The organism is Bifidobacterium sp. LCP19S3_E9, assembly GCF_052121135.1.
GTDB lineage: Bacteria > Actinomycetota > Actinomycetes > Actinomycetales > Bifidobacteriaceae > Bifidobacterium > Bifidobacterium thermacidophilum.
The window spans coordinates 169,804-196,054 of the sequence record NZ_JBQKEV010000002.1 but is presented as its reverse complement, the minus strand read 5'-3'; the positions used below and the strand labels follow the sequence as shown (position 1 = coordinate 196,054).

Sequence of the window (26,251 nt, the reverse complement as noted above, 5' to 3'; positions counted from 1 at the left end):
ATATTCCTAGATGGGAACACATTTATTCTATATGGAAGGGTACCTTGAGGTTTCCTTTACGCGAAGTCAAGGTACCCTCCCATGGTGGAAATGAACGGAATCAGGCGTTCACTTCGGCGATGGAAGCCTTGGCAGCCTCCACGACGTGCTCGGCGGTGATACCCAGATCGATCATGTTCTGGGCGCCGTCACCCTGCAGGCCGAACTGCTCGATGGAGATGGCCTTGCCGTAAGCACCGAGGTACTTGTACCACGGCATGGCAACGCCGGCCTCGATGGAGACGCGGGCCTTGACACCGGCCGGGAGGATTTCCTCCTTGTACTCGTCGTCCTGCTCCTCGAACCATTCCATGGACGGGAAGGACACAACGCGAGCCTTGATGCCTTCAGCGGCGAGGGTCTTGGCGGCGGCCACGGCCCACTGGACCTCGGAGCCGGAAGCCATGACGATCACGTCCGGGGTACCCTCGGTGTCGACGAGGACATAAGCGCCCTTGCGGACACCGTCCTTCGCCTTGTCCTTGGTCTCGGCGAGCGTTGGCACACCCTGGCGGGTGAGGATCATCGCGGTCGGCAGGGTGTTCTTCTTCTCGAAGAAGTAACGGTAGGCCTCTGCGGTCTCGTAGGCGTCGGCAGGACGCACGACCTCGAGCTGCGGCATGGCGCGGAAGGCGGCCAGATGCTCGATCGGCTGGTGGGTCGGGCCGTCCTCGCCGAGGGCGACGGAATCGTGGGTCCACACGTACAGGTTCGGGATCTCCATGAGTGCGGCCAGACGCACAGCCGGACGCTCGTAATCGGAGAACTGGAAGAACGTGCCGTTGAACGGGCGGGTGTCGGAGCCGAGCAGGATGCCGTTGGTGATGGCACCCATCGCGAACTCGCGCACGCCAAAGTGCAGCTGGCGGCCGTATTCGGACTGCTCAGGCCAAGTGCGGGTCTCGTCGGAGGACGGGCCGAAGGACTTTGCTCCGTTGATGTTGGTGTTGTTGGAGCCACCGAGATCGGCGGAACCGCCCCACAGCTCAGGCATGACCTCAGCGATGGCGTTGAGGACCTGGCCGGAGGACTTACGAGTGGCGACACCCTTGCCGACTTCCTGAGCTGCTTCGAAGGCGTCGATGGCCGCGTCGAAGCCTTCGGGCAGCTTGTGCGCCTTGATGCGCTCATACAGGGCGGCCTTGTCCGGGTTGGCCTTCTGCCAAGCGGCGAACTTCTCGTCCCACTCCTTGTGGGCCTCGAGACCGCGCTCGGCGACCTTACGGGCATGGGCGAGGGCTTCCTCGTCGATCGGGAAGTCGACGTCCGGGTCGAAGCCGAGTTCCTTCTTCAGGCCGGCGACAGCCTCGGCACCGAGCTTGGAGCCGTGGGAAGCCTCGTTGTTGGTCTTGCCCGGGGTCGGCCATGCGATGAGCGTGTCGACCTTGATGAAGTGCGGACGGTCGGTGACGGTCTCGGCCTTGTCGATGGCCGCGGCGAGCGCCTCGACGTCCTCCTTGTAGGAGCCGTCGGGCTGGATGAAGGACACTTCGTCGGTGTACCAGCCGTAGGCCTCGTAACGCTTGAGGATGTCCTCGGAGAAGGTGAGCTTGGTGTCGCCTTCGATCTGGATGTGGTTCGCATCGAAGATCACGAAGAGGTTGCCGAGCTTCTGGTTGCCAGCGAGCGAGCCGGCTTCGGAGGAAACGCCTTCCTCGACGTCGCCTTCACCGCAGATGACCCACACCTTGTGGTCGAACGGGGAGGTGCCTTCGGCGGCATCCGGGTCGAGCAGACCGCGCTCGAAGCGCTGGCCATATGCGAAACCGACGGCGGAAGCAAGACCCTGGCCGAGCGGGCCGGTGGTCATTTCGATGCCCGGGGTCAGGCCGTACTCAGGATGGCCCGGGGTGCGGGTGTCGGCGCCGCCGCGGAAGTACTTGAGGTCGTCCAGCGTCAGGCCGTAGCCGGAGAAGAACAGCTGCACGTACTGCGTGAGCGAAGCATGGCCACCGGAGAGGATGAAGCGATCACGTCCGGCCCACTTGGGATCGTTCGGATCGTGCTTGATGTAGTGCTGATACAGCGTGTAGGCAATCGGAGCCAGGGACACAGGGGAGCCGGGGTGGCCGTGTCCAGCACGCTCGACGGCGTCGGCGGAGAGGACCTTCGCCATCTTGACGGCGCGCTCGTCCAATTCAGACCAGGTGAAATCGGTCATAGGTGATCTACTTTCCTTCCAATACTTCGGGTGGCCGCGCATTCGGCTTGTGTCGCGCCACGGACGCCCTCACATTGCTATTCCATGCTAACTATTGCATCAGACTTCGGGGTGCGCTTTTGGCGTGTTATGGCACATTCGTGTGCTCTTGTTGATGCAAATGAACATGATGTTTGTGCGGATTTCCCTGTCGATGAACCGATTAGCACTCTCGACTCTGGAGTGCTAAGACAATACATATCGACTTCTCATCAGAAATCATGCCTGTGTCGTGTGTGCCGGTACACAAGCGCGCTCCTGCCCGCCTGGACGGGAGACCGGCATGATTCCAACAGAAGAACCTTCACGGAACGTGAAACACGAGAACGACAAAGAAACACTGAAAAGAATGAATAAGGAGGCGCGCATATGACGCAATCGAGACGCATGTTGGTCCTGCGCGCCGTGGTGGAGGACTACATCCGTTCGCAGGAGCCGGTCGGCTCGACATCGCTGACACGGAACCACCATCTCGGTGTGAGCTCGGCGACCGTGCGCAACGATATGGCCGCACTGGAAGACGAAGGTTACCTGGTCCAGCCGCATACCTCCGCCGGCCGAGTGCCAACCGAAAAAGGATACCGATATTTCGTTGACCGCTTGGCGACCGTCGTTCCGCTGTCACCAGCGCAACGCAGGGCGATCGGCAACTTCCTCGGCGGATCGGTCAGCCTTGAGGACACTTTGCAGCGAGCCGCCCGATTGCTGGCCCGCATCACCGGGCAGGTGGCGGTCGTCGCTTCTCCGGCGTTGTCGAAATCCACGCTCAGGCACGTCGAAATCGTCCCTGTATCCATGAACAAACTGCTTGCGGTCATCATCACCGATACCGGAAGAGTCGCCCAGCATACCTTGGAAGTGCACCCGTTACCCTCGACCGAGCTGCTCGCGACCTTCTCGGAGACGGTCAACGCGCGCTGTGCCGGGCAATCACTGACATTGGCGGCGAAAACAATCGTCGCCTTGGGCAAAACCGTCGAACACGGCGAACTGTCGGCACTGGCACAGGCCCTGTCCCGCGCCCTGACCAGCATGGCAGAAGACGAACAGGCCACCGACATGTATATGGCGGGTACATCGAAACTCGCCCATCAGCATTCCGGCACGGAGATGGCCCCGCTGCTCGACGCGCTCGAGGAACAGGTCGTCATCATGAGACTCATGAATTCACTAAGCGAGGAAGTCACGGAAAACGGCGTGGGCGTCGCCATCGGATCGGAAACGCATACCCCCGAACTCATGCACGCCTCCGTCGTCACCAGCGGATATGGGCATATCAACGCGACCATCTCCGAAGGCTCTGCCTCCGCGCAAGCCGGCAAGCCTGTCGCTTTTGTCGGGTCAATCGGTCCCACGCATATGGATTACGTCACGACCATGGCCGCGGTCCGAGCGGTCGCCAGATACCTCACCGGGATCATCGGCGAAGACGCGACAGACGCAGACAGCTGACATAGGGCTGTGACACAATACTTGCAGAAACCAACCAAAGGAAATAAGCAGTGGCAGACTACTACGAGGTCCTGGGCGTGGAACGCACGGCCAGCGAAGAGGAAATCAAAAAGGCCTATCGCAAGATGAGCCGCAAATACCATCCTGATATCGCCGGTCCCGAATTCGAGGACAAATTCAAGGAGGTCAACAGCGCCTACGAAGTGCTGTCCAACCCCGACAAACGCCGGATGTACGACCAGGGCGTCGACCCCAACGACCCGTCAAGCGGTTTCGGGTCCGGAGCTGCCGGCTTCGATATGGGCGATGTCGGCGATATCTTCGGACAATTCTTCGGCGGTGCTTTCGGCGGCGGCGCTTCGCAAGGTCCCACCCCGCGCACCCAGCCGGGTAGGGATGCGCTCGCCAGAACGTCCATCGACCTGAAAACCGCGGTGTTCGGCGGTGTCGCCCACGTGACTATCAACACCTTCGGCCTGTGCCAGGAATGCGGCGGATCGGGCGCCACAGAAGGCTCCCAGCCGGTGACATGCCCCGACTGTCACGGACAGGGGTACCGCCAGAAAGTCGTGCGCACGATGCTCGGCCAGATGATGACATCCGCGCCGTGCGAACGTTGCGAAGGACATGGGACCATCATCGAGCATCCTTGCCCGGCGTGCATGGGGCATGGCCGCGTACGTACTACCCGTGACGTCGGAGTGACTGTCCCGGCGGGCGTCCACGATGACACCAGGCTGCGTCTGCCGCATCAGGGAGAAGTCGGCGAAGGCGGCGGGGCCGCGGGCGACCTGTACGTCGATATCCGCATCAAGCCTGACAAACAATTCACCCGTGACGGCGATGACCTGCACTGCTGGGTACAGATTCCGATGAGTTGGGCGGTGCTTGGACACGGGCTCGATATCGACACCTTCGATGGTTCGCAGCATCTTGACATTCCTGAAGGCTGCCAACCAGAACAAACCGTGACCTTGAAGGGGCTTGGGGCGACCAAGCTCGGTGAGACGAACCGCGGCGACCTGATCATCCACGTCAATGTGGTCATTCCGACCAAGTTGAAGGACGATGAACGCCAGCTGATTGAGCAGTTCGGCGAACGTCACGACGGGGACAAACCGAAGGTCGAGCAAAGCTCCAAGCCGTTGAGCGCGAAGAAAGGCTTCTTCAGCAAGCTGAAAGACGCTTTGGGCTGATTTATGGTGACGGTCCGGTGATTCAATAACGGTGCCCGTTTGCTGTTGATGGGTTTTCAGGATTCCCATCAACAGCAAACGGGCACATTCGGTTGCGCACTGGCAAGGAGACCAGCCCGCTGTTCATTGTTATTTCAGCAAGGAGTTATTTCAACAATGAGTGGCACATCGAGCGGTATTCGCTGACATACCCGCCGCCGAAGAACACGCAGTGCCCGGCGATGGGATAGAGCTGCCAGATGGTGATGCGGTCCTGCCATCCTGCCTTGAGCGGATGCACACGCTGATATCCGTCGAGAATCTCGTGCAGATACGACATGCCGAACAGGTTCAGCATCGCGAGATCCTCCTCCCGGTGTCCGCCATGGGCGGCCGGGTCGATGAGCACTGCCTCCACATCGCCGCTGTCCCGGGTCCACATGACGTTGCCGCTCCATAGATCCCCGTGCACGCGCGCCGGCGTGTCGTCCGCGGCGCGTCCCAGCAGATCCGGCAGGCGGTCGATGACCTCATTGGTCAGTGCCAGGTCATCGTCGGTAAGCTCGCCGCGCTGGATGCCCAATTGCACCATCGGCCTGAGCCTGCCGTCCGCCAGATAACTCACCGGATCGTCCCAGTCGCCGGTGTCCATCGGAACCGGGTCCTGCAGCGGGCCGAAATAGCACGTTCCTGTGTATCCATCCGGAGCCGACCCGAAATGCGCGGCGCCGGCGTCATGCATATGGGCGAGCGCGGCCCCGAAATCGTATGCGGCTTTCGGCGTGGGCGAGCAGCCTTCGACACGCTCGATATCCAGCCAGTTGTCGCCCCATCCGTAGACGTCGACCACGCGCGGTCCGCCCTGGGCTTGGGCTTGACCCAACCATTGCAACCCGCGGCCCTCGCATTCGAAGAACCCGGCGGGAGCGAACATCCTGCTCTTGCGGTATTTCGCCATATGAACAACCTCCTGATCGGTTTATTCCAGTGTATGCCTTTCCCGTTGTGTGTGCTCTTTGCGGCAAAACCGAACCGTGTTGTGGGAAATATGCGCACGGCCGGATAAAGTAGTCACGTCATCTGCTGTAAGCAATACTGACAACCAGATAGACAATCGATTCGACACGATAAGAGGGATCATGAATTTCTTCCAAGCGATTATTCTCGGCTTGGTGCAGGCGCTTACCGAATATCTTCCGGTATCGTCGAGCGCACATATTCGTATCATCGGCGAGCTGATGTTGCACACCGATCCTGGGGCTGCGTTCACCGCAATCATTCAGCTGGGTACTGAACTCGCGGTGCTGTTGTATTTCCGCCGTGATATCGCGCGCATTCTGTCACATTGGTTCCGCTGCCTGTTCACCCGTCCGGTCACGGGGGACTGGAAGGAGCGGTTCGGCACGCGGGACAGGGACGCGGCCGAAGGCTGGTACATCATCATCGGCACCATTCCGATTGTCGTGGCCGGTCTGCTGTTCCAGGACGCCATCGAGACCACGCTGCGCAACCTGTGGATCACGGTGACGGTGCTGATCATCTTCGGCGTCCTGCTGTGGGTGATTGATGCGAAGGCGCCGCAGAAGAAGACGATTCGCGAGATGAACTGGAAGGAGGCGCTGATTTTCGGTATCGGACAGATGCTCGCTTTGATTCCTGGCGTGTCGCGTTCCGGCGGCACCATCACTTTCGGCCGTGCGATGGGATACACCCGTGAAGCCGCAGTGCGGGTGAGCTTCCTGATGGCGATTCCGGCGGTCTTCGGTGCGGGCATTCTGGAAACCGTGAAATCGGTGGGTTCGGCTGCTGCCGATCCGACCTTCCCGGGTTGGGGCGCGACCATCGCGGCGACTGTCGTCAGTTTCGTGGTCGGTTATGTCGTGATCATCGGCTTCCTGAAGTTCGTTTCGACGTTCTCGTACCGCGCGTTCGCTATCTACCGCATCGTGATCGCCGTTATCGTCGCGATTCTGCTGATTGCCGGCGCATTGCAGCCGATGGAGCAGACGACCAAGACGGCTGCGATTGAGATGGTCAACACCGTGGCAGCGATGTTCTGACCTACGTAAGGCTTTGGATTGCCGCCATGCACGTGGCGGGCGGCGAGGGGCGCCATGCGTGTGGTTCCGCGGATTCGCGGATTCATACGTGTGGCGCCCTTCGCATACCCGAAGAGCGCTGTCTACCCTGAGCAGGCCTGTGGGTATCATGCCCTTCCATGATGCAACATGTGGTTCACGGATTCGGCCCTGTATGGGACGAGGCTTCGCAAGTGCTTGTGCTGGGCAGTATGCCGAGCCCGAAATCAAGGGAGCAGGGCTTTTACTATATGCATCCCAGAAACCGGTTCTGGCCTGTGATGGCGGCGGTGTTCGGCGGCGATCCCGGGCGTGAGCCGGCCACGCGTGCGGCGTTCGCGTTGAACCATCATGTCGCATTGTGGGACGTGCTTGCCTCCTGTGATATTTCGGGGGCGAGCGACGGTAGCATCCGCAATCCCGAGCCCAACGACATCAGCATGATTCTACGTGGCGCGCCGATACGGCTGGTGATGACCACTGGAAGCAAGGCCGGACAGCTGTACGTCAAACTTGTCGAACCCGGACTCAAACGGCTCGGTATTGATGTGGAGATGATGACAGTGGCGTCCACGAGTCCGGCAAATGCAGCCAAGTCGCTGGATGATCTGGTGTCGATTTACCGAGCGGCGTTCGCCCGCGCAGGGGTGCTTGGGGCGGGAGCCGATTGTGACGGTGCATGCGGCAACTGACGCGTCCGCGGGCGGGAGAAGCGGGGCTGCGGAGGGGAAGCCTACAGTGGAAAACAAAAAAGCCCGGGCTTGACACCCGGGATGATGGAGCGGACAACGGGACTCGAACCCGCGCTCTCGACCTTGGCAAGGTCGCGCTTTACCAACTAAGCTATGTCCGCATGTTCTTCTGTCACAACGTAACCGCACGACTTGGAACGTAGATTACTATAGCGTCGTGGGGGGGGGGGGGGGGGGCGGCGCCCCCCCCCGGGCGGCGCCCCCCCCCCCCCCCCCCCCCCCCCCCCCCCCCCCCCCCCCCCCCCCACGACTGCTGAAGGTGAATCGCCGCTTTACTCCATGCGTTTGAGAAATGCCTCGGCCTCTTTGACCAGCTGTTCGGCTTGCGGCGCCCCGAGCGAGGCTATGGTACGGGCGCGCTGGGCGAGGTCGTACTCGCGCTCTAGCTTGGCGATATACGCTGACAGCCGGTCGTCACATGCGGCGATTGTGGACGCCTTCATCTTCCATGTCTCCGCCTTCGCCGCCAGATCCTTGGTGTCAAGCGGCACGCCGAGAATCGTGGACAGTCCGTGCACAAGTTCCAAAGTGCCCTGCGCACACATATCCGTATTCATGTATTTGGGAATGGACACCCACATGGATGTCGTCCGCATGCCAGCGTTGCAGACCATCTGGTCAAGTATGGTGGTGATACCGATGGGGCCGCTGTATTCACGGTCGAGCTCGCAAGAGCAGGTGGCGCTGGAAATGTCTACCGGCAGCGGCCTGGTGTGCGGGCATGCGGCGTACATCGAGCCGAGCGTGATGACATGGGTGACGTCGTAGTCCTCGGCGACATGCAGGACCTCCCTGCAATAGTCTTTCCAGTGATAATTCGGTTCTGGGGCGATCTGGACCAGAACGTGTAGGTCGGGAGAGAGGGTGATGTCGTAGAACGAGGTGTGCGGCCAGATGATGCGTGCCCGGCCGGTGATATGGCAGAGCATAGGGCGGGTGGCCTGGTAGTCGTAATAGCCATCCGAATTGATTTCGTGGATGAGTTTGGATTCGTAGTGGCCGATGAGGTAATGGATGACTTCGCTTGCGGCTTGGCTCGCATCGTTCCAGCCCTCGAAGGCGGAGATCATGAATGTCTCATGCATCGGTTCTGCTCTCATAGCCTCTAATGTATCTGTTCCTTGCGGTGTGTGCCGGCGCTTATGCCGGTGGTGAATCCTCTCAGCCCTTGGAAATATTGAGTTTTTCCTGCTAACGGGAACGACGGCGGCAGAAAGCGACACGCCGAGGAAGGCACTCGATTTTGCAAATCACACGGATGTCGTTATAGTAATTACTCGTTGCTTCAAACACAGCAATGTGGTTGAAACGCGGACATAGCTTAGTTGGTAAAGCGCGACCTTGCCAAGGTCGAGAGCGCGGGTTCGAGTCCCGTTGTCCGCTCTAAGGTCCGATGAGTTGACGACCTTACGGTGGGTTAGCCAAGCGGTTAGGCAGCGGCCTGCAAAGCCGTATAGACGAGTTCGACTCTCGTACCCACCTCTGGCGAGGAAGGCGTAAGTCTTCCAAACCAAGACACAACCTGGGCGGTTGGCGCAGAGGTAGCGCACTTCCCTGACACGGAAGGGGTCACAAGTTCGAATCTTGTATCGCCCACGAGTCCGGAGGAATCCGGCTTTCTTCACCAATCGGGTGATTGGCGCAGCGGCTAGCGCACTTCCTTCACACGGAAGGGGTCGCAGGTTCGATTCCTGCATCACCCACATCATCAGGAACGTCACGCGATGCGTGGCGTTTTTTGTTTTCCACTGCCGGCTTCCCCTCCGCGGCCGGGTTATAGGCCAACATGTGTGTCCAGCGGCGCGCCAATGGAACACTGCCGTCACCTACAACTGGTTACGCCGGGATCATCGTCAACGCCGTCAGTTTGTGCAGTGATTGCCCAAGACGCGTGTCCGGTTGTGGAGCGTACGACAGTTAGGATCATTGTTCCGGTAGTTGTGTGCGTCCTGTACGCCGTGGCATGCGCAACTGGACAGATATAGCCGGAAAGTATCGGCACTGCATCGTGTTCCGCGCCTTACACATGCCCGGACATATGTAAAGTGACATTCCGTCACCCAGACAGGCTGGAAGATCTCCTACCTAGCGTGAGACGTATGCCGGGGCATGCGCGGCACGGCATATCCGAACTCGCGCGTACACCTTGCATCGCAACAGGTCCGTGCGGGTTTCAGGCACCCATGCCTGCCCGGTCCGAACCCACAGACCAGAAGACCCAAAACCGCGACACACCCGACAACACAACCCTTCCACCCAATTCCAGACACACAGATTGGGCGATACTTGGCGGACATCCACAGTCTTCATGCCGCACCGGGGTGCAATGTCGTGTCCCGCATTTACCGTAAACGAGGTAACACACAGTCCAGGCCTGCACCTTAGTACCGCGGGCCCCGATAGCAAAGGACACCTCATGGCAGAACAAACCATCTCCATAACAGTCAACGGTGAAGTGAAGGAGGTGGATGCAAGCCAGACCGGCGTCGATCTCTTCAGCGACAACAAAGACATCATCGCCGTGCGTCTCAACGGCGAACCCCGTGACCTGTACACCCCTCTTCACGATGGTGACAAGGTTGAGTCGATCGCCCTCGATTCCGAGGACGGTCTGGCCATCATGCGGCACTCCGCAACCCACGTCATGGCACAGGCCGTGCAGGAGATTCGTCCTGATGCCAAGCTCGGCATCGGCCCTGTCATCAAGGATGGCTTCTACTACGATTTCGACGTCAAGGATCCGTTCACTCCGGAGGATCTCAAGGAAATCGAAAAGCGCATGCAGCGCATCATCAAGTCCTCCCAGTCCTTCCGCCGCCGCGTGGTCAGCGAGGAAGAAGCTCGCGCCGAAGAAGCGGGCCAGCCCTACAAGCTTGAGCTGATTGGCGCCAAGGAAGCCGAAATCGACGAAGCCGCGTCCACCGAGGTCTCCGGCAAGGGCGAGCTGACCATGTACGACAATGTCGACCGTGAAGGCAATGTGGTGTGGAAGGATCTGTGCCGCGGACCTCACCTGCCGAACACGCGCTACATCAAGGCATTCAAGCTGGAACGCACCGCAGCCGCATATTGGCGCGGCGATGAGAAGAACCCGATGCTTCAGCGTATCTACGGCACCGCGTGGGCGAGCAAGGACGACCTGAAGGCCTATATGTCCCGCATGGAAGAGGCCGCCAAGCGCGATCACCGTAAGCTCGGGCAGGAAATGGACTTGTTCTCCTTCCCGGAGGAGATTGGACCTGGTCTCGCCGTGTTCCATCCGAAGGGCGCCGCGGTCATCAACGCGATGGAGGATTACTCCCGCGAAATGCATCGCAAAGCCCATTACAGCTTCGTGCAGACCCCGCACATCACCAAGGGCGGCCTGTATGAGACATCCGGGCATCTGCATTGGTACAAGGACAATATGTATCCGCCGATGCGCGTTGACGAGGAACGTGATGCGGACGGCAACGTCACCAAGCAGGGCTTCGACTACTACCTCAAGCCGATGAACTGCCCGATGCACAACCTGATTTTCAAGTCACGTCAGCGTTCGTACCGCGAACTGCCGCTGCGTCTGTTCGAATTCGGCACGGTGTACCGCTACGAGAAGTCCGGCGTGGTGCACGGCCTGACGCGAGTCCGCGGTTTGACTCAGGATGATTCGCATATCTACTGCACGCGCGAGCAGATGAAGCCTGAGCTTCGCCGCCTGCTCACCTTCGTGCTCAAGGTGCTCAAGGACTTCGGCCTCAACGACTTCTATCTGGAACTGTCGACCAAGGATCCCCACAAGTTCGTCGGCTCCGACGAGATCTGGGAGGAAGCGACCAATACGCTCGCCGAGGTCGCCAAGGAATCCGGACTCGAACTCGTCGACGATCCTGCTGGCGCCGCGTTCTACGGCCCGAAGATCTCCGTCCAGGCGCGCGATGCCATCGGCCGTACCTGGCAGGTGTCCACCATCCAGCTCGACTTCAACCTGCCTGAGCGTTTCGGCCTTGAGTATATCGCGGCAGATGGCACCCACCAGCGCCCGGTGATGATTCACCGTGCCCTGTTCGGCTCCATTGAGCGTTTCTTCGCCATCCTGCTCGAGCATTATGCCGGCGCCTTCCCGGTCTGGCTCGCCCCGGTGCAGGTCACGGGCATCCCGGTCGCCGACGAGTTCGCCCCGCATCTGCAGGCGTTCATCGATGATCTCGAGGAGAACCTCGTGCGTTGCGAGATGGACAACTCGGACGATCGTTTCGGCAAGAAGATCCGCAATGCGTCCAAGTCGAAAGTCCCGTTCACACTTATTGCCGGTGAGGAGGACGTCAAGAAGAACGCTGTCAGCTTCAGGTTCCGTGACGGTAGCCAGCTCAACGGCGTGCCGGTGGACCAGGCTAAGGCGTGGATCCTCGAAGTCATCAAGAAGCGTGTCCAAGTGAACAACGCCGACGATTTCGCGGCCGCGACCAAGTGACCCGTACGACATTGCGCTGAACGGGTTCGGGCGGCACTGGACATTTCAGTGCCGCCCGATTCGCCTGCCGATAATCGACAAGAAAGGTATCGAAGACAATGCTGGAACATTGCCGGGGATTGTGGAAGAAACTGACCGAACCCATCGCCCGTGTTTGCGTACGTATGCATATGAGTGCCAATGGCATTACAATCACCGGGTCGATTCTGTCCATAGCGTTGTCCATTGCAATTGGCATCACCGGTTGGATCATTCCCCTCGTGTTTTTCCTCGCGATTGTCGTGCTGTTCGATTCCCTCGACGGTTCTGTGGCCATGCTGACCACCGGGGGAACGAAATTCGGCGCATTCCTTGATTCAACTCTTGACAGAATCGCCGATTGGGCGGTTCTCATCGGCTGCATCCTGATTTTCTACCTGCATAGCGACTGGTGGATGCACGGCGGATCCGGTGAGGACGTCATCTCTCATGTCGGTATCGGTTGCGCGCTCGTTTCCATCATGACCTCATTCGTCACCTCCTATGCCCGTGCTCGTGCGGAATCTGTGGGGTACGAGGCTAAAAACGGCATCGCGACACGGGCTGATCGCCTGTTCATCATCCTAGTTGGCATGTTCGTGACCGGATTGACCCATAACGGGCTGTGGCTTGCCATCGCGATGGCGCTCTTGACTGTGCTCGGCCTGATTACGGTGTTCCAGAGGATTTTCGAGGTGCGGCGTCAGATGAAAGCCGATGAGCGGTAACACCGGCCATGCTTGACAGGGTCCTTATCTTCATCGCCAAGCACGCCGGTATGCTGCCTGAGCGGCTGGTCAGGGGGCTGTTCTTGTTCGCCGCTGATATCGCTTGGCTGACGCGCGCCGGCGGCGTCAAGCAGTTGGAACGCAACCTGTCACACGTATTGCATGACCACAACCGGTCTGAACATGACGGAGTATGGGCAGCAATCCGGAACAGGATACATCTGCGGCATGTTTCCCACCGGGCGATGCGGTCCTATTTCACGTATTTCTCCGAAGCCATGACGGTCGGCGGCAGAAGCGATGAATGCCTGAGTGCCCGTGTACGCGGGGACGGCCCCGGGTGTGCGCTGATCATCGAATCCACGCGTGTGCAAGCCGGTTCGGTGCCCATCGCTATGGGACATCAAGGCAATTGGGATTACGCCGGGTATTGGGCGTATCGCCATATCGCCCCGGTGACCACGGTCGCCGAACGGTTGGAGAACGAAGAACTGCTCAAGACTTTCGTGGACATCAGACGGTCCCTGGGCATTTCAATCCTGCTCACCGGTCAGCCCGGCCTAATCGGTAAACTGGAGGAAAAACTGGACAAGCCGCATGTGGTGGTGCCGCTACTCGCAGACCGTGATCTGAGCCGTCACGGCGAATTCGTCCGCGCCTTCGACTCGATGATTCGTGTGGCGCGAGGGCCTGCAACCTTGGCCTATGACACCGGCTTGCCCCTGTATGTCGTCAATATGTATCGTGAACGTCTGCATGGAGAAAGACGCAGGACAGCCCGTACCCCATACGGGTATGTCTGCCGGGTCAGCGCCCCGATTGATATCTCTCGATTCGCCGGTCTTCCCCGTGAGCAGGCGATTCATGATATCAGCCAGGCATGGGTTGATGTGTGGGCGAGCGGTATAGCCGAGCATCCGCAGGACTGGCATATGCTCCAACCGATTTTCATCGAGGATCTCGACCTGTCACGGCTCAAGGACGTCCCCGACGAGGTCCTCAAGATGATCAAGCAGCGCAAACGAGGCATGTAAGCCTTCGCCGGAAAGCCCGAGACGGTGTAGGCTATGACTATTGTCTTGTTGACGGAAGAAAGGACATGATGTCGAACGCAGATCGTCGCGATGAGGCAGACTGTGGAGCGCAGTGTCAGCCGGATCCGTTGCACGGCCGGAAGTTGCGCGTCGGTATCATCTCGCCGTATTCGTTCGAGACTCCGGGCGGTGTGCAGTTCCATATCCGTGACTTCGCGAAGGAGCTGATCGCGCGAGGCCACGAGGTCGAGGTTCTTGCGCCCGGACGACGGACCAACGATATGCCGTTGTGGGTGCAGACGGTCGGTACCTCCTTCGCGATTCCCTACAACGGTTCGGTGTCGCGGCTGAGCTATTTCGGGTTCGTCGGGGCCCAGGTGCGTCGTTGGGTCCGGCAGGGGCATTTCGATATTGTGCATCTTCATGAGCCCGAGACGCCTTCCCTGAGTCATAAACCGCTGACCATGGTGCATCATCCTCCGCTCATCGGGACATTCCATGCCGCGTTCGACGTCTACCCGTTTGCGTTGCGCTTCTTCCATGGTTACCTCAACCGTTATCTGCGACCACTGTCCCACGCCATCTGTGTCAGCGATGCCGCACGCGAGGTTGCACAACGGTATTTGCCCGGGAACGTGCCGGTGTCGGTCATTCCCAATGGCATCGATGCTGATCAATTCGCCCAGGCCACCCCCGTGCCCGCCTGGCAGGGAGACGATGAGAGCCCGACGATCGGGTTCCTTGGAAGGATGGGGGAGGAACGGAAAGGATTCGCGGTATTCTGCCGTACAGCGTCAAGGATTCTTGACCGGTATCCGCAAGCCCGGTTCCTGTGTGCCGGCGATGGTGAGCGCGAAGGCAGGTCGATTGTCAATGCGGTCGACCCATCGGGGCGCCTTATGGATCATATGGAGTTCCTTGGCAGAATCAGCGATGAAGACAAGGCTCGATTCTACAGGTCGCTCAGCGTCTATATCGCTCCTCAGACCGGAGGTGAAAGCTTCGGTATCGTGCTCGCCGAAGCCATGGCGGCGGGGTGCGCGGTCGTGGCTTCCGATCTTCCTGCATTCGCGGCTGTCGCGGATGATGGTCGTGCTGCTGCGTTGTTCGGTAATGGTGACGACCGTGATTGCGCTTCCGTGGTGTGTTCGTTGATAGCAGACCGTGGGGCACGCGCGTCGTTGGGTGAGGCCGGCCAGAACCGCGCATTGCAGTATGACTGGAGCAGTGTCGTAGACCAGGTGCTCGGCGTGTACGCCGAGGTCTTGTCTTGAAAGCGCTTTACAATCGGTGTGTTTATCGTACCCGTATCTGCTAGGAGCATTATGTCAGGGCATTCCAAGTGGGCGACCACCAAGCATAAGAAGGCCGCCATTGACGCCAAGCGCGGCAAGCTGTTCGCGAAGCTGATCAAGAACATCGAGATCGCAGCCCGTCTGGGCGGCGGCGACCCCGACGGCAACCCGACGCTGTATGATGCGATTGTCAAGGCCAAGAAGGCATCCATGCCTGCCGACAACATCAAGCGCGCCGTCAAGCGTGGCTCTGGTGAGGAAGACGGTGCCGCCAACTACGAGGACATCGTGTACGAAGGGTATGCGCCTGCCGGCGTCGGCCTCATCATCGAATGCCTGACCGATAACCGCAACCGTGCCGCGGCTGAAGTGCGTTCCACACTGACCAAGGGCAACGGTTCCCTGGCCACGTCAGGCGCCGTGAGCTTCAACTTCGAGCGCAAGGGCCAGATCGAGGTGCCGTCCGAGGGTCTGGATTACGACAAGCTCTTCGAGATTGCAGCCGAAGCCGGCGCCGAGGACGTGTCCGATGACGGTGACGTGTTCAGCGTGATCACCGATCCCGCCGATCTTATCACGGTCCGCAAGGGTCTCCAGGAAGCTGGCATCGACTACGATTCCGCCGATCTGGTCATGATTCCGAAGAACGAGATTGAGCTCAGCCTCGACGACGCCCGCAAGGTGTCCAAGCTGATTGACAACCTCGACGACCTTGACGATGTCCAGAACATCTACAGCAACTGGACCGCATCCGACGAGGTGATGGCCCAATTGGAGGAAGAGGAGTGATCTGTTGATCATCCTTGGCGTTGATCCCGGCCTGACTCGGTGCGGGGTCGGCGTGGTGGAAGCCGGCGCGTCACGCCGGCTTTCTTTTATCCATGTCGATGTCATCCGCACCAGCCCCGACACTTCCCAGGATTTGAGGCTGCTTTCGATTTACAACGGACTGGTTGATAAAATCGAACGCTTTGTCCCTGACACGGTGTCCATTGAACGCGTGTTCGCGCAGGCCAATCGCAACACCGTGCTCGGAACCGCGCAGGCGGCGGGTATGGCCATGCTCGCAGCCGCGCAGCGGGGGATACCCGTCGCTTTGCACACTCCGACCGAAGTCAAGCTCGCGATCACTGGCAACGGCAAAGCGGACAAGCTCCAAGTCGAACGCATGGTCATGCGTATCCTGAACCTGTCCGAGATGCCCACCCCGCCTGACGCAGCTGACGCTTTGGCGCAAGCGATGTGCCATGCGTTGCGGCCGGCAGGGGCGTTGCAGGGAGGCGAACGTGAACAGCATCTGACCGCCGCGCAACGACAGTGGGCGGTCGCGGCGCAGCGGGCGAAGCGTCGTCGCGGAGTCGACCGCGGCATGTAAGCTATCGAACAGATGTTCGATTGTTGGTTACACAGCCTGAAGGAGGCAATATGATCGCCATGCTTCATGGGCAGGTCGCAGCGGTCGACCAGTCCGGGGTCGTGCTTGATGTCAGCGGTGTGGGCTTTGCCGTCCGTATGCCGCAGACTGATCTCGCCTCATTGCACTCAGGGCAATCCGCTACCGTGTACACCTCTATGGCGGTCACCCAGGATGCCATCACGTTGTATGGATTCCTGTCACCTGCTGAGAAAAAGATGTTCCTCCAGCTGCAAAAAGTGAGCGGCATCGGCCCGAAGGTCGCACTTTCGTTGCTGTCCACCTTGCCTCCTGACCGTCTTGCCAGGGCGGTTGCCGACGGGGATGCCACTGCGTTGGCCAAAGCCCCGGGGCTCGGCAAGAAGGGGGCGCAGAAAATCATCCTGGAGCTCAAAGGTTCGCTTGATCTGTCCCAAGTCGAGGGCGTATCGGGCCCAGCTCAGTCGCCGGTGGACACGGGTGCCCAACAGGTCGTTGAAGGGCTTATTTCGCTTGGGTGGCGTCAGCAGGATGCCTTGGATGCCGTCGAACGCGCATGCCGCGACCATGATATTGACACTCCTATAGGCGAGAAGGACGTGCCTCGTGTGCTCAAACTGGCGCTGACCGAACTTGACCGCGGGCGATAATGCATGAGAAGGGCACAGGCGAGATATGCGACAATCTGAAGACATGACGGTGAATAATGATGGCGCCAGGGAGGAATCCCTGCGTATGGTATCTTCGCAACCATTGGACAGCGAGCCAGTGAGTGACGAGGAGCTGCGTCCCCATGTCCTTGAAGGCTTCATCGGGCAGCCACGGCTCAAAGCACAATTGCAGCTGTTCCTTGACGCAGCACGCAAACGTGAAGTTCCCCCGGACCATATCCTCCTGGCGGGCCCTCCAGGGCTGGGTAAGACCACACTTGCCATGATCGTGGCCAACGAACTGGGCGTGCCGATCAGGGTGACTTCGGGGCCTGCCATCCAGCATGCGGGAGATCTCGCATCCATTCTCAGCTCGTTGGACGCCGGAGAAGTACTGTTCATCGACGAGATCCATCGTCTGCCTCGGCCGGCAGAGGAGCTGCTGTACATCGCCATGGAGGATTTCCGTGTCGATGTCATGGTCGGCAAGGGGCCCGGTGCGTCATCCATCCCGTTGACTTTGCCGCGCTTCACGGTGATTGGCGCCACCACAAGGGAAGGCATGTTGCCTTCGCCGCTTCGGGCGCGTTTCGGTTTTACCGCGCATCTGGATTTCTATCCACATGAGGAGTTGGAGAAACTCATCGAGCGGTCCGCTTCGGTGCTTGGCGTGGAATTGGAAGAAGGCGCGGCGCATCAGCTATCCCTGAGATCCAGAGGGACGCCGCGTATCGCGAACCGGTTGCTGCGTCGTGTGCGCGACTGGGCAATCGTCCATGATTTGGAAAGTGTGGACGTCGATGCGGTCACTCAGGCGCTGGCTCTGTACCAGATCGATTCCGAAGGATTGGACAGACTCGATATCGCCGTATTGCAGGCAATCTGCCGTAATTTCAACGGCGGACCAGTTGGCTTGAACAATCTGTCGGCGATGGTGGGCGAGGAATCGGAAACCGTGGAGACGGTATGTGAGCCGTATCTTGTCCGCGAGGGATTCCTCGTACGCACTCCAAAAGGCCGTGTCGCAACGGCTAAGGCCTGGAGGCATCTCGGCCTTGAACCCCAGGATGATGTCAACAAGCTATTCTAAGGTTAGATATTTGGATAGCACCCCGCTAGCACGTCAGGAGTCCCATGTCTCAGAATCTCGATCCTAATATGGTTATGATCGTCATCCTCATCCTGTTCATCTTCATGATGTGGATGAGTTCACGTCGTATGAAGAAGAAGCAGCAGCAGCAGCAGGAAGAATTGCGCGAGGCCATGGTCCCGGGCACTCTCGTCGTGCTTCGTGGCGGCATCATCGCCACGATTGTATCCGTGGACGAGAAGTACGAGGAAATCGTCGTGGATTCCGAAGGCTCTCGTCTGCGCTTCAAGCTCAACGCCGTCGCCGGAAAATACGTGCGTCCGGCGTTCATCGATGACGACGAGGCCGAAGCCAATGATTCGCAGCAGGAAGATGCCAGCAGCGAGGGTGCCGAGGGCGCGTCTGCGGCGTCCGAGACTGGGGTTTCTGACATCGAGCGAACCGACGTGCAGAATGCGTCCTCGGCGGATGACACTGCTGATACAGCTGCACCGGCTGAAGCAGGCGAAGCCGATACCGAAGACAAAGCATCCGACAACGAAGCCAAATAACCTATCATAGTCGGTTTCCGTCTCGATTTGCAGCCCGGCGAATCCGGCAACACAGCAATCAGAAAGATCAGGTCCCATCGATGGCATCCGATATCCATATCAGACAACTTGAACTAGTAGGCAGGGACAAGGCCGAATACATGACCTCCCTGTTCCGTTCAGTGCTTGGATTCCCCAAGGAAGGTATCAACTTCCGTGATTTCATGCCGGTTCTCGAGGACGCGAAAGGTCTGCAGATTCTCTTGGAAGGCCTTGAAAAGGCACTGCCGGTTCCTGCTGATTCCTTTGACTCTGTAGCAGGGCTGGAAGCCAGGGGCTTTCTGTTCGGTCCGGCGCTTGCAGCCCGACTTGGCAAGGGGTTCATCGCAGTGCGTAAGGCGGGCAAGCTACCGCCACCCGTCATCGGCGAGGATTACACCTTGGAATACGGGCAAGCCCGTGTGGAAGTGGAATCCGATGCGGTCAGCTCCGGCGAACGCGTACTGATTGTCGACGATCTCATCGCAACGGGCGGTACGGCGAAGGCGGCAGCGGACCTGATTCGCAAATGCGGCGGCATCATCGCCGGTTTCAGCTTTGTGATGCAACTCGAAGGGCTTGACGGAATCGACAGTCTTGGTCCATACCCTACGAGCACACTGGTGTCCATGCCGGCGTGACCGGATGAAGAGAGGCAGAAATGGATTTATACGAGTATCAGGCTCGCCAGCTGCTTGACGAGCAAGGGATTCCCACCCCAAGTGGGATTTATGCGTCGAATGCCGACGAAGTCGCCCAGGCTGCGGATACCATCGGATATCCGTGCGTCATCAAGGCGCAGGTGAAAATCGGCCATCGCGGTCAAGCAGGCGGCGTCAAGATTGCCCATACGCGCGATGAAGCTGTCGCTGCGGCGAATACCATTTTCCCCATGGTCATCCATGGCCATCAGGTTCGTGGCGTACTGGTCGCGGAAGCCAAGAACGTCATCCACGAATACTATGTCTCGATTTCAGTGGACCGCACCTCGCGTGATTTCGATGTGCTCGCGACAGCGAACGGTGGCACCGAAGTCGAGGAAATTGCAAAGGCCCATCCCGAATCGGTCAAGCGCCTGCACATCAACGCGTTGGACACTTTCGACCTCGAAGCCGCGACTGAGATGGCGCACAACATCGGGTTCTACCATGCGGACGTTGACCAGGCTGCGCGCATTCTGCTGAATATGTGGCAGTGCTTCAAGGCCAACGATGCCACGCTCGTGGAAATCAACCCGCTCGCCAAAATCGGCGACCCGCAAGATGAATCAAGTAAATCGTTGTGCGCGCTCGACGCCAAGATTTCACTCGACGACAACGCCTCGTACCGGCATGACGGTTGGAAGCGTTTCGAAGGCGCCACGCAGCTTGACCCGTACGAGCGCAAGGCAAAGGAACTCGGACTGCACTATGTACATCTGACCGGACAGGTCGGCGTCATCGGCAATGGCGCAGGACTCGTCATGAGCTCGCTTGATGCGGTTTCGGGAGCCGGCGAGGAACAGGGCACCAGCATCAAGCCGGCGAACTTCCTCGACATCGGCGGCGGCGCCTCAGCCGAGGTCATGCGCAACAGCTTAGAGATTGTACTGTCTGACCCGCAAGTGCGTTCTGTCTTCGTGAACGTCTATGGCGGCATTACGTCATGTGAGCAAGTCGCTGCTGGCATTCTCGGCGCATTGCAAGCCATCGAGACCGTCAAGCCGATTGTTGTCCGATTCGACGGCAACGCTGCACAGGAAGGTCTGCGCATGCTCGCTGATGCCAATGACCCGAACCTGCATGTCTATGACACCATGGAGGAAGCAGCACAACAGGCCGCACGCATCGCTGCCGCATCGTCCAGCAAGGAGGCCACGAAATGACGTTGTTTGTTGAAGATGGTGCCCCGGTCATCGTCCAGGGCATGACGGGCCATCAGGGTATGACCCATACGGCAAGAATGCTCAAGGCAGGGACGAATATCGTCGGTGGTGTCAATCCTCGCAAGGCAGGCACGACCGTCACCTATCCGAAGGCCCGTGAAGGCAAGGACGCGGTCATTCCCGTATACGCGACATGCAGCGAAGCGATCAAAGCGACCGGAGCCAAGGCGAGTGTCATCTTCGTACCTCCGCGCTTCGCCAAAGACGCTGTCGTCGAAGCGATTCAAGCCGGTATCGGCACGATCGTCGTCATCACCGAGGGTATTCCCGTTGCCGATTCAGCATACTTCGTCGAACTCGCCTTGCGCAAGGGTGTCCGTATCATCGGACCGAACTGCCCGGGCCTGATTACATTGCCAGCGACTGACGGTGCTCACGGCGTCAACCTTGGCATCATCCCCGATGGCATCGTCCACCGCGGTCCGCTCGGCCTCGTGTCGAAATCCGGTACGCTCACCTACCAGCTCATGGGCGAGCTCTCCGACATAGGTTTCACCGCGTGCGTGGGTGTGGGGGGCGACCCCATCGTCGGCACGACACTCCAGGAAGCTTTGGAACAGTTCGAAGCCGATGACGCCACCAAGGGTGTCGTCATGATTGGCGAGATCGGCGGAAGCGCCGAACAGGATGCCGCCGCATGGGCCAGCAAGCACATGACCAAGCCCGTCGTCGCCTATATCGCAGGCTTCACGGCTCCTGAAGGCAAGCAGATGGGTCATGCAGGCGCCATTGTCTCCGGTGGAAAAGGCACCGCGCAAGATAAGAAGATTGCGCTGGAAGCCGTCGGGATTCCTGTCGGCAAGACACCGCGTCAGACCGCTGACCTCATGCGCAAGGCATTGCAATCCATCGCCGCATGAAAGAACGGTGCGTTTCATTCGTCAAGGGGGTCGTCTTCGCGGCGGCCTCCATGGCGTTATATGCGCTTGCGCTCTGGTTGCTGATTTCCCTGCTTCTGCTGGTCATATCCATGGAAGAAGGTACCGGCGGTTTGACAGACTATGCCTTCTCGCTGACGCGAAGCATGATTCTGCTCAGCCAAGGGATTGGATTCCAGACCAGCGCAATCACCCTGAGTGTGATTCCTCTGGCACTGACGCTGTTGATGGTGTGGTTGCTCGCATCCATCGCGCGCAAGCGTCATCTGTCTTGGGCCGCATATTTTGGCGGGCTCATCACATGGTTGTCCTTCAACATGGCCTTCGCCTTCCATATCTCCGTGGGCCTGCTTGACAATATCGGCATCGTGGCGGTAAAAACCTGCTTTGTATTCACTGTGGCCTTCGTGCTCGGGGTGTTCCCGGTAAGCGAATCGTGGCAACGCATCAAGGCGTTCTTCGGACAACATGTGTCCCGTGAACTCAGGCGAGCGCTGTCGCTCGGCGCGGCACTGGGCTTGACGCTGCTAGGCATATACGTTCTGTTGGCGTGCATCGATGTGGTGGTCTGGATTGTCTACGGCGCCGATGCAGTATCCAAGATTTTTGAATTTGATGCGATGGGCGTGGGATCACGCATCATGACATCGGTATGTTCACTCGCGTGGCTGCCCAACCTGTGCATCTGGTCCCTGTCTTGGATGTTCGGGGCTGGATTCCGCATAGGGGAGCTTGCACATTTCACGATGTGGATCGGACAGTCCACGGACCTGCCGGGTGTGCCGCTGTTCGGCATTTTCCCGCAAGCCATCGGCAATGATGGGTTGCGCTCATTCCTTTTGTCGCTTCCGCTGATCGTATCTCTCGTCTGTGCCCTCGCATTCATGTTGTCGCCGACCGGTTTCGCCATTAGGGCGCCCCGCGCCGGAGACGACCGTGCCACAGTGGTGCGCGACATTATCATGTTCGCCTATCCGCTTGGCTCATTCTGCATTTCGGGGGCGCTCGTGGCTTTGGGGTCGTCGTGCATGTTCGCCCTGTCCAACGGTGCGCTGGGAGCGCATCGGCTCGCGCACGTCGGCGTCGACGTCGTGGCTTCGACACGCGCCGTAGGATATCCGACCATCGTCGGATTATTCGGCACATGGGCGGCGGTCATCGTTGCCGATGCGGCATGGTATGGATTACGCTTGTGTTGGTCGCATCTGCGCCCGGCCAAGAACAGTCAGTCAACCGGGAATACGGCTGACAGACAACCGCGAGGTGTCGCCAGTACACCTATTGTCGTAGATCATGCGACAACAACCACCAAGGAGGAACAGGATGGCATCAACGAACAGGCCGATTAAACGGGCCCTCGTATCCGTATTCCACAAGGAAGGCATCGACGTGCTTGCCAAGGCGTTCATCGCCGCAGGCACTGAAGTCGTTTCCACCGGTTCGACCGCCAAGCGTCTCGCCGAACTTGGTGTCAACGTGACCGAGGTCAGTGAAGTCACCGGCTTCCCGGAAAGCCTTGACGGCCGTGTCAAGACCCTTGATCCTCACATTCATGCGGGCATCCTTGCCGATATGACCAACCCCGAGCATGTCAAGCAACTCCAAACGCTGGGTATCAAGCCTTTCGACCTGGTGGTGGTCAACTTGTATCCGTTCGCGGATACCGTCCGTTCCGGTGCGAATGAGGCGGACACCATCGAGAAAATCGATATCGGTGGCCCGTCCATGGTTCGCGCAGCGGCGAAGAACAGCGCCACAGTCGCCATCATTACCGATCCCGCTGACTATGCGCTGGTGGCCAAGCGCATCGAAGACGGTCGCGGGTTCAGCCTTGAGGAGCGTCGCTGGCTCGCCGCCAAGGCTTTCGCCCACACAGCTGCCTATGACGCGACCATCAACGAGTGGACGTCCAAGCAGTGGCCGAAGCCGGAAAGCATCACCGCCGACCAGCCTGTGTCGGATGACGACATTCCCAATGAGGATACCGTGTTCCCAAAGGCGTACACGCGTACGTGGGATCGCTCTCATATGCTGCGGTATGGCGAGAACCCGCATCAGCAGGCAGCTCTCTACTTGGATCCGCTGAACCAGAACGGGTTCGCCCATGCCGAACAGCTCGGTGGCAAGCCCATGAGCTACAACAATTACGTTGACGCCGATGCTGCTTGGCGCGCCGTGTGGGATTTCGCCCCGAGCATCGCTGTCGCTGTTGTCAAGCACAACAATCCTTGCGGTTTGGCACTCGGCAAGACCGTCGCCGAAGCCCACAAAAAGGCGCATGCCTGCGACCCGATGAGCGCTTATGGCGGTGTCATCGCCGCGAACACCACGGTGACGCTTGAAATGGCCCAGAACGTGCGGCCGATCTTCACTGAGGTCATCGTCGCCCCCGACTATGAGCCGGAAGCCCTTGAGTTGCTCAAGACCAAGAAGAAGAACCTTCGCATCCTGAAGGTCGCCGAGCCTCCTCGCACCAAGCAGCAGTACCGTCAGATCGACGGGGGACTGCTCGTGCAGACTACTGATCTGATTAACGCCCCCGGCGACAGCCCGGATGCGTGGAAGCTTGTCTCCGGCGATCCCGCGGATGCCGATACGCTGCGTGACCTCGAGTTTGCTTGGCGTGCCATTCGTTGCGTGAAGTCGAACGCCATTCTCATCGCCCACGATCAAGCAACCGTCGGCATCGGCATGGGACAGGTCAACCGTGTGGATTCTTGCCATCTCGCCGTCGAACGTGCCAATACGCTGGCTGATGGCGCCGACCGTACCACTGGCTCGGTCGCCGCTTCCGATGCGTTCTTCCCGTTCGCTGATGGCGCGGAATACCTCATCAACGCCGGTGTCAAGGCGATTGTGCAGCCCGGTGGATCCATCCGCGATGAGGAAGTTTTCGAGGCGGCTCGTAAAGCCGGCATTACCATGTACATCACGGGAACCCGCCACTTCTTCCACTGATTCGCGGTTTTCGGCGTAACGGCCTGTTTGGGGCGGTGTCTGGTCTTCGGGCCGGGCACCGCCTTTTGCACGGATGCGACTTCCTGGTGGTGCGGTAGCCACCATTGGTCGCATTTCAGTGGTCGGTACTCAGCGGTGCCGTGTGTTCCAGACTGGCTGATTTCCGGTGTCGCCAATCGACTCGTACCGTGCTGCCATATTCCTCAGCGATTTCGATGCCACGTCGAAGCGGACAGGTATTCTTCCCTTTGATGTGTCAAGATATCGACAACGGGACTCACTGCACACCGATTGTCGATGTGACATCTGTTCCCAACCGCCACGAGGAGGCCATCATGCCGCAAGAGCATCCGTATGTGTCTGAAGCCAAAGAAGGCAAACCGGTATGTGAATGGATTGTGGCGCTGTTGGTATGTGTCAGCGGCATCCTTGCCGCCTTTGGATATACGATAGCCGCCACAGCGTTGCTCGCTGCGACGGCCATCGTCTTGGGGACAATGCGCATCATCCTGCGTGAACGCAGCCCATGGAAGGTCCGGTCCGTGGTATTCGATGCGTCGATGTCCCTGTGTTTTGGTATCGGAGTCTCACTGCTCGATCTGAGCATCCGCATCATGCTCTGACACCGCGGACGCTTCCTGCTCGCCGTGATCGGCAGACTCGGTAGCTGTTTGCGTCGCATCGTTGCCGCTGAGGGCGAGTGCGTCGGTATCAGCTACATTCTGTTGCGCGGCGGTGTCATCGACAACCTGCTGCTTGGCGTTGGCATTGTCACGCAGCAACTGCGCACCGATCATGACCATCGCGACAATCGCCGCAGCGAGAATCGGGCATATCCAGAAGACCCACAGCTGCTGCAGCGGGTTCTGGGACAGTCCGGCGTTGCGCGCGAACAGGGCGATGCCGGTGGAGCGCGCAGGATTCATGCCGGCTCCGGTGACTGGATAGGTCATCGCGGCGCCCAGACCGTAGGCGAAACCGATGGCCGCAGCGTGCGAAACCGCTGTGGTCTCCTTGTTCATGGTCGCCACAGCGGCGGCAATCACCACAATACTTGCGATGATTTCGACCACGACAGCCAGAGTGATGTCAAAGGAGGCGCTCACGCTGCTCAGCGTGGATGCGGAGACGGAGCCGTTGCCGAAGCCGTTGACGGCATCGGTCAGCCAGATCTTCGCGGTCAGTGTTTCGGTCGTCGGCAGGATATGTACGATCAGCGCGCCGGCGGCGATGCCGCCCAGCACCTGGGCGATGATGTAGAGGATGCCGTCGAGCACCTTGGTCTTGCCGGTCAGTATTGCAGCGAGGGTAATCGCCGGGTTCAGCTGTCCGCCGGACACCTTTGAGAATATCAGTGTCATCGCGGCGTACGCGATACCGGTGGCCAAGGCGATGAACGCCATATTGATGCCGAACAGGGCGGTTCCGAAGGTCGTGAAGCTGTAAATCGCGAAGAATGCGATGAAGCTTCCCGCCAGCTCAGCGCCCACGCGTACCGCAAGTGGTTCCTTCGTGCATGATGCCGCGTCACTGGCGCGCTGGGATCCCGTATCAGTCATTGATTGTTC

General features: G+C 59.3%; 23 protein-coding genes and 5 tRNA genes. 23 read left to right on the top strand and 5 right to left on the bottom strand.

The features are described 5' to 3' along the window. Positions 1-100: 100 nt before the first annotated feature. The gene (gene tkt, locus ACTQYB_RS01755; RefSeq protein ID WP_033505644.1) at positions 101-2,200 is read right to left on the bottom strand and encodes a transketolase; all 2,100 of its coding nucleotides are present in this window, start codon (positions 2,198-2,200) and stop codon (positions 101-103) included. Positions 2,201-2,608: 408 nt separating this feature from the next. Between tkt and hrcA the strand changes: the two genes are divergently transcribed. Together hrcA and dnaJ are read left to right on the top strand one after the other, a co-directional pair. After that, complete coding sequence (gene hrcA / locus ACTQYB_RS01750; protein ID WP_033505642.1) at positions 2,609-3,691, top strand: heat-inducible transcriptional repressor HrcA; 1,083 nt, start codon at positions 2,609-2,611, stop codon at positions 3,689-3,691. Between the two features lie 50 nt (positions 3,692-3,741). Next, complete coding sequence (dnaJ, locus tag ACTQYB_RS01745; RefSeq protein WP_321046858.1) at positions 3,742-4,887, top strand: molecular chaperone DnaJ; 1,146 nt, start codon at positions 3,742-3,744, stop codon at positions 4,885-4,887. Positions 4,888-5,032: 145 nt separating this feature from the next. Here the strand turns inward: dnaJ and ACTQYB_RS01740 are convergent, their stop codons facing one another. Beyond that, the gene (locus ACTQYB_RS01740) at positions 5,033-5,824 is read right to left on the bottom strand and encodes a fructosamine kinase family protein (protein WP_033505637.1); all 792 of its coding nucleotides are present in this window, start codon (positions 5,822-5,824) and stop codon (positions 5,033-5,035) included. A gap of 181 nt (positions 5,825-6,005) precedes the next feature. Here ACTQYB_RS01740 and ACTQYB_RS01735 point away from each other — a divergent pair, with 181 nt between their 5' ends. Both ACTQYB_RS01735 and ACTQYB_RS01730 read left to right on the top strand, forming a co-directional pair. Further along, positions 6,006-6,926 carry an undecaprenyl-diphosphate phosphatase gene (locus ACTQYB_RS01735; protein WP_441482325.1) on the top strand — a complete coding sequence of 307 codons (921 nt, stop codon included), beginning with the start codon at positions 6,006-6,008 and terminating at the stop codon, positions 6,924-6,926. Positions 6,927-7,084: 158 nt separating this feature from the next. Next, on the top strand, positions 7,085-7,636 hold the full coding sequence (locus ACTQYB_RS01730; protein ID WP_441482324.1) for a DNA-deoxyinosine glycosylase: 552 nt from the start codon (positions 7,085-7,087) through the stop codon (positions 7,634-7,636). An 85-nt stretch (positions 7,637-7,721) separates the two neighbouring features. On the opposite strand, the gene ACTQYB_RS01725 is transcribed toward ACTQYB_RS01730, so the two are convergent. Both ACTQYB_RS01725 and ACTQYB_RS01720 read right to left on the bottom strand, forming a co-directional pair. Beyond that, positions 7,722-7,797 (bottom strand) — tRNA-Gly (locus ACTQYB_RS01725). A gap of 171 nt (positions 7,798-7,968) precedes the next feature. After that, positions 7,969-8,796 carry a PAC2 family protein gene (locus ACTQYB_RS01720; RefSeq protein WP_441481988.1) on the bottom strand — a complete coding sequence of 276 codons (828 nt, stop codon included), beginning with the start codon at positions 8,794-8,796 and terminating at the stop codon, positions 7,969-7,971. Positions 8,797-9,006: 210 nt separating this feature from the next. On the opposite strand from ACTQYB_RS01720, the gene ACTQYB_RS01715 reads away from it, so the two are divergent. The 19 genes from ACTQYB_RS01715 (at position 9,007) to ACTQYB_RS01625 (ending at position 25,306) form a co-directional block, all read left to right on the top strand. Continuing rightward, positions 9,007-9,079, top strand: a tRNA-Gly gene (locus tag ACTQYB_RS01715). 28 nt (positions 9,080-9,107) lie between these two features. Next, a tRNA-Cys gene (locus ACTQYB_RS01710) sits at positions 9,108-9,178 on the top strand. Between the two features lie 42 nt (positions 9,179-9,220). Then, positions 9,221-9,292 (top strand) — tRNA-Val (locus ACTQYB_RS01705). A gap of 34 nt (positions 9,293-9,326) precedes the next feature. Further along, positions 9,327-9,399, top strand: a tRNA-Val gene (locus ACTQYB_RS01700). Between the two features lie 713 nt (positions 9,400-10,112). Continuing rightward, positions 10,113-12,146, top strand: a complete 2,034-nt coding sequence (gene thrS / locus ACTQYB_RS01695; RefSeq protein ID WP_033505630.1) for a threonine--tRNA ligase — start codon at positions 10,113-10,115, stop codon at positions 12,144-12,146. Between the two features lie 98 nt (positions 12,147-12,244). Beyond that, positions 12,245-12,892 carry a CDP-alcohol phosphatidyltransferase family protein gene (locus ACTQYB_RS01690; RefSeq protein ID WP_033505628.1) on the top strand — a complete coding sequence of 216 codons (648 nt, stop codon included), beginning with the start codon at positions 12,245-12,247 and terminating at the stop codon, positions 12,890-12,892. An 8-nt stretch (positions 12,893-12,900) separates the two neighbouring features. Further along, positions 12,901-13,926: a phosphatidylinositol mannoside acyltransferase gene (locus ACTQYB_RS01685; RefSeq protein ID WP_441481987.1), complete on the top strand. Its 1,026-nt coding sequence runs from the start codon at positions 12,901-12,903 to the stop codon at positions 13,924-13,926. A gap of 68 nt (positions 13,927-13,994) precedes the next feature. Next, positions 13,995-15,200, top strand: a complete 1,206-nt coding sequence (locus ACTQYB_RS01680; protein ID WP_441481994.1) for a glycosyltransferase family 4 protein — start codon at positions 13,995-13,997, stop codon at positions 15,198-15,200. 51 nt (positions 15,201-15,251) lie between these two features. Beyond that, positions 15,252-16,010: a YebC/PmpR family DNA-binding transcriptional regulator gene (locus ACTQYB_RS01675; protein WP_015450581.1), complete on the top strand. Its 759-nt coding sequence runs from the start codon at positions 15,252-15,254 to the stop codon at positions 16,008-16,010. Between the two features lie 4 nt (positions 16,011-16,014). Beyond that, a complete protein-coding gene (ruvC, locus tag ACTQYB_RS01670) occupies positions 16,015-16,596 on the top strand; it encodes a crossover junction endodeoxyribonuclease RuvC (protein WP_015450580.1) in 582 nt (193 codons plus the stop codon). A 50-nt stretch (positions 16,597-16,646) separates the two neighbouring features. Further along, the gene (ruvA, locus tag ACTQYB_RS01665) at positions 16,647-17,264 is read left to right on the top strand and encodes a Holliday junction branch migration protein RuvA (RefSeq protein WP_441481986.1); all 618 of its coding nucleotides are present in this window, start codon (positions 16,647-16,649) and stop codon (positions 17,262-17,264) included. A gap of 25 nt (positions 17,265-17,289) precedes the next feature. Beyond that, a complete protein-coding gene (ruvB, locus tag ACTQYB_RS01660) occupies positions 17,290-18,354 on the top strand; it encodes a Holliday junction branch migration DNA helicase RuvB (RefSeq protein WP_033505622.1) in 1,065 nt (354 codons plus the stop codon). Between the two features lie 44 nt (positions 18,355-18,398). Further along, positions 18,399-18,905, top strand: a complete 507-nt coding sequence (locus tag ACTQYB_RS01655) for a preprotein translocase subunit YajC (protein ID WP_441481985.1) — start codon at positions 18,399-18,401, stop codon at positions 18,903-18,905. Positions 18,906-18,985: 80 nt separating this feature from the next. Continuing rightward, positions 18,986-19,564: an adenine phosphoribosyltransferase gene (locus ACTQYB_RS01650; RefSeq protein WP_033505620.1), complete on the top strand. Its 579-nt coding sequence runs from the start codon at positions 18,986-18,988 to the stop codon at positions 19,562-19,564. Positions 19,565-19,584: 20 nt separating this feature from the next. Beyond that, the gene (gene sucC / locus ACTQYB_RS01645) at positions 19,585-20,787 is read left to right on the top strand and encodes an ADP-forming succinate--CoA ligase subunit beta (protein ID WP_441481984.1); all 1,203 of its coding nucleotides are present in this window, start codon (positions 19,585-19,587) and stop codon (positions 20,785-20,787) included. Further along, positions 20,784-21,707 carry a succinate--CoA ligase subunit alpha gene (sucD, locus tag ACTQYB_RS01640; RefSeq protein ID WP_015450574.1) on the top strand — a complete coding sequence of 308 codons (924 nt, stop codon included), beginning with the start codon at positions 20,784-20,786 and terminating at the stop codon, positions 21,705-21,707. Before sucC ends, sucD begins: the two co-directional genes overlap by 4 nt. Next, positions 21,704-23,074: a cell division protein PerM gene (locus ACTQYB_RS01635; RefSeq protein WP_441481983.1), complete on the top strand. Its 1,371-nt coding sequence runs from the start codon at positions 21,704-21,706 to the stop codon at positions 23,072-23,074. Before sucD ends, ACTQYB_RS01635 begins: the two co-directional genes overlap by 4 nt. Next, positions 23,049-24,683, top strand: coding sequence for a bifunctional phosphoribosylaminoimidazolecarboxamide formyltransferase/IMP cyclohydrolase (purH, locus tag ACTQYB_RS01630; RefSeq protein WP_441481982.1), 1,635 nt, complete (start codon positions 23,049-23,051; stop codon positions 24,681-24,683). The genes ACTQYB_RS01635 and purH overlap by 26 nt, the downstream gene beginning before the upstream one ends. Before the next feature lie 335 nt (positions 24,684-25,018). Beyond that, the gene (locus tag ACTQYB_RS01625) at positions 25,019-25,306 is read left to right on the top strand and encodes a DUF3017 domain-containing protein (RefSeq protein WP_441481981.1); all 288 of its coding nucleotides are present in this window, start codon (positions 25,019-25,021) and stop codon (positions 25,304-25,306) included. Here ACTQYB_RS01625 and ACTQYB_RS01620 read toward each other — a convergent pair. After that, positions 25,271-26,242 carry an MIP/aquaporin family protein gene (locus ACTQYB_RS01620; RefSeq protein ID WP_441481980.1) on the bottom strand — a complete coding sequence of 324 codons (972 nt, stop codon included), beginning with the start codon at positions 26,240-26,242 and terminating at the stop codon, positions 25,271-25,273. The two genes, ACTQYB_RS01625 and ACTQYB_RS01620, sit on opposite strands and share 36 nt — an antisense overlap. Positions 26,243-26,251 lie beyond the last annotated feature (9 nt).